The following is a 7,120-nucleotide window of genomic DNA, read 5'->3' on the forward strand; positions in this document are numbered from 1 at the left end:
AACCTCGGCCGCGACGTCCTCGCCCGCCTCGGCCACGGCGCCGCCCGCACCGCCCAGGCCGCCCTCGCCGGCCGCGCCCGCACCCAGGGGCTAGGCCGGCTGGGCGGCGCAATGCGCGCCCGGGCGCGACCCGCCCCCCACTGAGGGAGCTGGGGGTGGGCGGGGGCCCCCCCGCCTTCGGCGTGTCCGGGCCCGGTCGGCCCGTCTCGTCCCCCGGGCATGACCTCCGAGGTAATCGACGGTCTCCGCCCCGCCCGGCAGCATCGTGGGTGTCCCGAGGAACCACCCGCCCCGACCGCACGGAGGACCCGGATCATGACCGCGTACGCCATCGCCCACCTGCGCCCCACCGACGCCCCCGTCGAGGACGAGGTGCTGAGCTACATCGAGCGCGTCCAGGGCACCATGAAGCCCTACGGAGGCCGCTTCCTGGTCCATGGCGCCGAGGCGGAGGTGGTGGAGGGGACCTGGCCGGACGCGCTGGTCATGATCGGCTTTCCCGGGATGGAGGAGGCCCGCGCCTGGTACGCGTCCCCGGCCTACCAGGAGATCCTGCCGCTGCGCACCCGGCACCTCGACGGTGACGTGATCATCGTCCCCGGCGTCGGTCCGGAGTACGACGCGTCGGCCACCGCGGCGGCGATGCGGGCGGCGCGGGACCGGGCGGCGCAGGAGGCCGAAGACCGGGTTCAGCCCGTACGGTCCTCCGTCCGCGCCGCACGGTAGTTCCGCAGGTCCTGCGGAGGGGGCGGACAGCGAGAGCTGGAGTGAGCGGCTGGAGCGCAAACGAAAGCGGCACCACCTGTGGCCGCCACCACAGCATCTGCCCCGGCCTTCTCGCCGACCGCGTGGTGCGGCACGGCCCCGGCGCCACACACCTCCAGGAGCCCGCAGGCGCACCGTGGCGCCGCCGCTCGCTCCTGGGCTGCCCACCCGGATCGTGAGGGGGACAATGGAGCAGCCGGGAGATGGCTGCCGGCACATGGTCCGCACCGGCGGACGACAGCCAGAGCGGGGGCCGGGAGGAGCCTGGGCCATGGGTGCCACCGAGCGTTTCCAGGGCGATCCCGGCTCGTCGGCTGTGGCGCCGTCGGACCCCGGTGGCCTGCTGGACGTGCTGAACGTGGCCGCTGTCCTCCTGAACGCCGAAGGCAGGATCGACCTCTGGAGCCCCCAGGCCGAGATCCTTTTCGGCTACAGCGCCGAGGAGGCCCTGGGCAAGTACGCGGGCCATCTGCTGATCGACAAGGAACACCTCGACACGGTGCTGGCGCTGTTCGCCCAGGTCATGGACGACGGCGAGAGCTGGGCAGGCGTCTTTCCCGTCCGGCACAAGGACGGCAGCACGCGGGTGGTGGAGTTCCGCAACATGCGGCTCCAGGACGACCAGCGCGAATACTGGGCCCTGGGTCTTGCCACCGACCGGACGACGCTGCGGCGGGTGGAGCGGAACCTGGCCCTGTCCGCCCAGCTGGTGTCCCAGGCACCGATCGGGCTGGCCATGCTGGACACCGACCTCCGGTACATCTCCGTCAACCCCGCGGAGGAGCGGATGAACGGTGTGGCGGCCGCCCCCCCCCCCCGCCCGGCCCGGGGGGGGGGGGGCCGGGCCTGGATCTTCAGTAGCGGGGACAGGATTTGAACCTGCGACCTCTGGGTTATGAGCCCAGCGAGCTACCGAGCTGCTCCACCCCGCGTCGGTGAACACCACTCTACGGCATTCCCGACGCGCCTCTGACCAAGGACGGCCGGGGCGTCATCCCCGGGCCCTCCCGGTGCGAAAAGGGGCAGGGACCGGGCTCAGCTCTGGTTGAGCGGAAGGGCGACGTCGGTGACCTGGCGGTTCTTCGGGAACGCCCCGCGGTCGGTGGCCGCACCGGTGAGCACGTCGACCTCGTAGAAGCGGTAGGCGCTGCCGGTGCGCAGGGCGGCGTAACCGGTGTTGGTCCGGGCCCGGTGGGAGAAGTAGATGTCGAATCCGGCGTCCGGCCCGGCGTTGACGCCGAGGTTGCCGGTGGGGGCGAGGGTGCCGGAGTTGGCGGGCGACTGGAGGGAGACCCGGTCGTTGACCGTGTCGATGTCGAACAGCGAGGTCGCCGTCTCCGCGTTGAGGTCGTTGTTCGTATACGCGGCGCCGGTCACCCCGAGCGCCGTGGACGGCGGCGTCGTCGGGTTGGTCAGCGGGGTGTCGGCGATGGTGGTGCGCGGGGCCGCGGCGTCGTCGATGTTGTGCCGGAGGTTCTGGCCGGTGTCGGAGATGACGCGCAGCCGGTTGGCCGCCGGGTTGAAGTCGACGCCGAAGAACGTGCCGGAGAGGGCGACGGTCAGCTGGGAGACCTTGACGGCCTTGGCGGAGCGGGTGTCGAGCGTGTAAACGCCGCCACGGTCGCCGACGCCGTACAGCTTGGTGTTCTGCACCCGGAAGTCGATGCCGACCAGCTTGCGGTCCTTGCTGAGGCCGCTGACCTTGCCCAGGTGCCAGGTCCGGGAGGGCGCTCCGGTTTCGAACCGCACCAGCCGCTGGTCCGTGGTCAGGCCGATGACGGACAGCCCGCCGTTCGCGGCCCGCTCCTGCCCGTCGCCTCCCCGCGTGGCGGCGGTGTCGGTCGGCCCGGTGGCCCAGGCGCCGGTCGAGGCGGGTACGGCCGTGGCCATCGCGGCGGCCACGGCCAAGGCGACGAGTGCTTTACGCATGTCTCACTCCCACACTTCACGCACCCGCTCATCGGGTGTCACGGACTACAGCATCACGCCCAGTGACCTCGTGCTCACCCTGTGCAGCAAATGGGATACGTGGCATGGTCGGCGGGGAGCCCGCGTGGCCGCCGTTGGCCGTACGCGGCCGGGTACCTTATTACATATGGGTCGCAGTAGCGCTCGATATGCTAGAAGGAGAGGCCGTGCGGACTCCGGTGGTGCTGGGCATCGAGTCGTCGTGTGACGAGACAGGGGCGGGGATCGTCTCCGGCGGCCGTCTGCTCGCGCATGTCGTGGCGTCGAGCATGGACGAGCACGCCCGTTACGGCGGGGTGGTGCCGGAGATCGCCGCCCGGGCCCACCTCCAGGCGTTCACCCCCGTCGTCCAGGAGGCCCTGGCGCAGGCGGGGCTCGGGGTGCGGGACGTCGACGCCGTCGCGGTGACCACGGGGCCCGGTCTGTCGGGGGCGCTCCAGGTCGGTCTGGCCGGGGCCAAGTCCCTGGCGTACGCGGCGGGGGTGCCGCTGTACGGAGTGCACCACCTGGCCGGGCACGTGGCCGCCGACACCCTGGAGCACGGGCCGCTGCCCGACCCGTGCATGGTCCTCATCGTCTCCGGCGGCCACACCTCGCTGCTGCTGGTGCGCGACCTCGTACGCGATCCGATCCTGCACCTGGGCGACACCGTGGACGACGCCGCGGGCGAGTGCTTCGACAAGGTGGCGCGCGTCTTCGGGCTCCCCTATCCGGGCGGGCCGGCCATCGACCGGGCGGCCCGCGAGGGCAACCCCTGCGCCGTCGCCTTCCCCCGGCCGCTGCTGGGGTCGAAGGACGACCCGTACGCGTTCTCCTTCTCCGGGCTGAAGACCGCCGCCGCCCGATGGGCCGAGCAGCACCGCCTGCGCGGCGAGGACATCCCGCTGGCCGACGGGGCGGCTTCGCTCCAGGAGGCCGTCGCGGACGTCCTGACGCGCAAGGCGCTGGCCGCCTGCCGCCAGTACGACGTGCGCACCCTGGTCGTGGTCGGCGGGGTCGCGGCGAACTCCCGGGTCCGTGCTCTGGCCGAAGAGCGGTGCGAGGCGGCGGGCGTCGAGCTGCGGGTGCCGCCGCTGACGCTGTGCACCGACAACGGGGCGATGATCGCCGCCGTGGGCGACCTGTTGGTGCGGGCGGACGCGGACCCGGCGCAGCTGAACGTGTCGATCGATCCGTCGGCGCCGTTGGAGTACGCCGCGCTACACCCGGTCGCCGCGCCCGCGAGGGTGGCCCGAGCCGCCTGAGCGGCGTGGCACCGCGCCCGGATTTCCCCCCGGTGACCGACCGAAGAACGTGAGAGGACCGCTTGTGCGTACCGCCGACATCCGCAGCCGCTTCCTGGACTTCTTCGCCGCCCGGGACCACACGATCGTCCCCAGCGCACCGCTGCCGACCCCTGACCCGACCCTCCTCTTCGTCAACGCCGGCATGGTGCCGTTCAAGCCGTACTTCACCGGTGAGGCGGCCCCGTTGTGGGAGCGGGCCACCAGCGTGCAGAAGTGCGTCCGGACGCTGGACATCGAGGAGGTCGGCCGCACCACCCGGCACGGCTCGTTCTTCCAGATGAACGGCAACTTCTCCTTCGGCGACTACTTCAAGGAAGAGGCCGTCGCCTACGCCTGGGACCTCTCGACGCGTCCGCAGGGCGAGGGCGGCTACGGGCTGGACCCCGACAGGATCTGGGTGACCGTCCACCACTCCGACACCGAGTCGCGCGGTATCTGGCGGCGGGTCGCGGGCCTGCCCGACGAGCGGATCGTGGACCGGGGCGACGAGGACAACTTCTGGTCCATGGGCGTCCCCGGGCCGTGCGGGCCCTGCTCCGAGCTGTACTACGACCGCGGCCCGGCTCTCGGCCCAGAAGGCGGTCCGGCGGTCGACGAGGACCGGTACATGGAGTTCTGGAACCTCGTCTTCATGCAGTACGAACGCGGCCCGGGCCCCGGCAAGTCCGGCTACCCCATCCTCGGGGAGCTGCCCCGCCGCAACATCGACACCGGCATGGGCCTGGAACGGATGGCGACCCTCCTCCAGGGCGTGGACAACCTCTACGAGATCGACGAGACCCGCCCCGTCCTGCAGCGCGCCGCCGACCTGGCCGGCGTCCGCTACGGGGCGGACCCGGAGGCCGACGTACGACTGCGGGTCGTCGCCGACCACGTACGTACGGCCCTGATGCTGCTCGCCGACGGCACCGCCCCGGGCAACGAGGGCCGCGGCTACGTCCTGCGCCGGATCCTGCGCCGCGCGGTGCGCTCCATGCGGCTGCTGGGCTACGAGGACCTGGCGTTGGCCGAGCTGCTGCCGGTGGCCCGCGACTGCATGGCACCGAGCTATCCGGAGGTCACCGACGCCTATCCCCGTATCGCCGACCAGGCCGGGGCCGAGGAGGACGCCTTCCGCTCGTCCCTCAAGCAGGGCACCACCGTCCTGGACACCGCCGTCGCCCGGGTCAAGGAGAGCGGCGGCCGGTCGCTGCCCGGCGCCCAGGCGTTCCTGCTGCACGACACGTACGGCTTCCCCATCGACCTCACCCTGGAGATGGCCGCCGAGCAGGGCGTCGAGGTCGACCGCGAGGGCTTCACCGCGCTGATGAACGAGCAGCGCGAGCGGGCCCGCGCGGACGCCCGCGCCCGCAAGGCCGGCGGGGCCGTGGACACCACCGCCCTGCGCCCGGTCCTGGACGCGCACGGGCCGACCGACTGGCGGGCCTGGGACACCCTGGAGACCGAGTCCCGTGTCCTCGCGCTGCTCGGCCCGGCCGGTCCGGTGCCGGTGGCCCGTACCGGCGACATCGTCACGGTCGTCCTGGACCGCACGCCGTTCTACGCCGAGTCCGGGGGCCAAGACAGCGACGCCGGGCTGCTGTCCGGTACGTCGGCCGAGGCCGAGGTCCTCGACGTCCAGCGCCCGCTGCCCGGCCTGGTCGCCCACCAGGTCCGGATCACCGCAGGCGAACTCGCCCCGGACGACACCGTGCACGCGGCCGTCGACGCCGAGTGGCGGCTCGGCGCCCGCCAGGCCCACTCCGGCACCCATGTCCTGCACGCCGCCCTGCGCGAGATCCTCGGCCCCAACGCGCTCCAGGCCGGTTCCTACAACCGGCCCGGCTACCTGCGTCTCGACTTCCCCTGGCGCGGCGCCCTCTCCGCGACCGTCCGCAGCGAGATCGAGGAGGCCGCCAACCGCGCCCTGCGCCGCGATCTGCCGGTCGGCGTGCGGTGGATGACCCTGCCCGAGGCGAAGGAGATCGGCGCGCTCGCCCTCTTCGACGAGACGTACGGGGAGAAGGTGCGGGTCGTCGAGATCGGCGGGGCCTGGTCCCGGGAGCTGTGCGGCGGTACGCATGTGGAGCGGGCGGCGCAGATCGGCACGGTCGCGCTGACCTCCGAGGGCTCGGTCGGCGCGGGCATGCGCCGACTGGAGGCGGCCGTGGGCATCGAGGGCTTCGGCTACCTGGCCCGCGAGCGGGACCTGGTGACGCGGATCGCCGATCAGCTCGGGGCCCCGCGCGCCGAGCTGCCCGACCGGATCGCCGGTCTGCTGGACCGGCTCAAGGCGGCCGACCGGGAGAACGCCCGGCTCAAGCAGCAGGCCACCACGGCACGCGCGGGCGAACTCGCCGACGCGGCGGGCGAGACGGGCGGCGTGCGGATCGTCACCACCACGGTGGACGGCAGCGCCCAGGAGGCCCGGGCGCTCGCCCTGGCCGTCCGCGACCGGGTGCCCGACGGCGTGCCCGGCGCGGTCGCGGTCGGCACGGAGGACGGGGCACTCGTCCTCGCCGTCAACGACGCGGCCCGAGCGGCTGGTCTGCACGCCTCCCAGCTGGTGAAGCGGCTCCTCGGCGGCCGCGGCGGCGGCTCTGCCGAGGTCGCCCAGGGCGGCGGTCTCGGGTCCGGCGGAGTCGCCGACGCGCTCGCGGCCCTGCCGGCGGTGCTCGCCACGGCGGCCGACTGATCCGCACCGACCGGTCCGCACCGGCTGATCCGCGGCGGCCGGCATCGCCCCGCGGGGAAGCCGCACGGCGGCGGCCGGTACCCGGCGACGAGATCGACATCCCTCGCATCCGCGGCGACGGCAGTCTGCACATCGTGGAGCTGAAGCGGGCCACGAGCCTGCGCAAACCACTGGTGAAGCAACACCGCGGCGCCTGGATGCCCACCGCAGACGTGCACGACGCGGTCCGCCGGGCGATCAACTACCTTGTCGGCCTCGATGAGAGCCGTCAGGGGATCCAGAGAAAGCGCCCCCCCCCCCGGGCCGGGGGGGGGGGGGAATTTAGAAGGGGTGCGCGGCGGGGGGGGCCCCCCCCCCCCCCCCGGCGAAGACCGCCAAAGCCCCCACAAACACGACCCAATACCCCCCCTCCAACGCCCGCGGAGGT

The 7,120-nt window shown here is 73.2% G+C and carries 4 protein-coding genes, 1 tRNA gene and 1 pseudogene; 4 read left to right on the plus strand and 2 right to left on the minus strand.

From position 1 onward, the window contains the following. The first annotated feature begins 315 nt into the window (after positions 1-315). Both JS521_RS29535 and JS521_RS29540 read left to right on the plus strand, forming a co-directional pair. Entirely contained in the window at positions 316-726 is a 411-nt protein-coding gene (locus JS521_RS29535; protein WP_205085999.1) for a DUF1330 domain-containing protein, read from the plus strand. Between the two features lie 310 nt (positions 727-1,036). Next, positions 1,037-1,573 (plus strand): annotated as a pseudogene (locus JS521_RS29540) (PAS domain-containing protein); the annotation flags it as partial. A gap of 50 nt (positions 1,574-1,623) precedes the next feature. Here the strand turns inward: JS521_RS29540 and JS521_RS29545 are convergent. Beyond that, positions 1,624-1,697: transfer RNA gene (locus tag JS521_RS29545), tRNA-Met, on the minus strand. 103 nt (positions 1,698-1,800) lie between these two features. Beyond that, on the minus strand, positions 1,801-2,694 hold the full coding sequence (locus JS521_RS29550; RefSeq protein ID WP_205086000.1) for a DUF4394 domain-containing protein: 894 nt from the start codon (positions 2,692-2,694) through the stop codon (positions 1,801-1,803). A gap of 218 nt (positions 2,695-2,912) precedes the next feature. On the opposite strand from JS521_RS29550, the gene tsaD reads away from it, so the two are divergent. Both tsaD and alaS read left to right on the plus strand, forming a co-directional pair. Then, a complete protein-coding gene (tsaD, locus tag JS521_RS29555) occupies positions 2,913-3,977 on the plus strand; it encodes a tRNA (adenosine(37)-N6)-threonylcarbamoyltransferase complex transferase subunit TsaD (RefSeq protein ID WP_205086002.1) in 1,065 nt (354 codons plus the stop codon). A 64-nt stretch (positions 3,978-4,041) separates the two neighbouring features. Beyond that, on the plus strand, positions 4,042-6,693 hold the full coding sequence (gene alaS, locus JS521_RS29560; RefSeq protein ID WP_205086001.1) for an alanine--tRNA ligase: 2,652 nt from the start codon (positions 4,042-4,044) through the stop codon (positions 6,691-6,693). Positions 6,694-7,120: the final 427 nt, after the last annotated feature.

This window comes from Streptomyces durocortorensis (assembly GCF_016901035.1).
GTDB lineage: Bacteria > Actinomycetota > Actinomycetes > Streptomycetales > Streptomycetaceae > Streptomyces > Streptomyces durocortorensis.

Coding starts and splice junctions, on each gene's coding strand:
- JS521_RS29535 (WP_205085999.1), top strand. CDS start 316: ATGACCGCGTACGCCATCGCCCACCTGCGCCCCACCGACGCCCCCGTC.
- JS521_RS29550 (WP_205086000.1), bottom strand. CDS start 2,694: ATGCGTAAAGCACTCGTCGCCTTGGCCGTGGCCGCCGCGATGGCCACG.